Origin of the sequence: Actinoplanes sp. KI2, from assembly GCF_025630775.1 — a bacterium.
Lineage (GTDB): Bacteria > Actinomycetota > Actinomycetes > Mycobacteriales > Micromonosporaceae > Actinoplanes.
The window spans coordinates 1-244 of record NZ_JAOSZE010000196.1 but is presented as its reverse complement, the minus strand read 5'-3'; the positions used below and the strand labels follow the sequence as shown (position 1 = coordinate 244).

1 pseudogene is annotated in these 244 nt (G+C 68.0%); it reads left to right on the top strand.

Annotated elements, in window-relative coordinates:
* Window positions 1-108 precede the first annotated feature (108 nt).
* Window positions 109-244: pseudogene (locus ODJ79_RS46940) on the top strand (DNA-binding response regulator); the annotation flags it as partial.

Sequence of the window (244 nt, the reverse complement as noted above, 5' to 3'; positions counted from 1 at the left end):
ACATCGATCGGTTCGCCCGCAATCCGGCCCGGGCGCTGCCCTGACCGGCGGTGCCGGACGGGACTTTCGGCCCTTTGGCCGGGGCATCGACGACGGTACGAATAATGAATGATCCGAGTTTTTCTTCTCGACGACCACGAGGTGGTCCGCCGTGGCCTGGTCGATCTGCTGCAGGCGGACGGCGACATCGAGGTGGTCGGCGAGTCGGGCTCGGCGCAGGAGGCGGCCCGCCGGATTCCGGCCT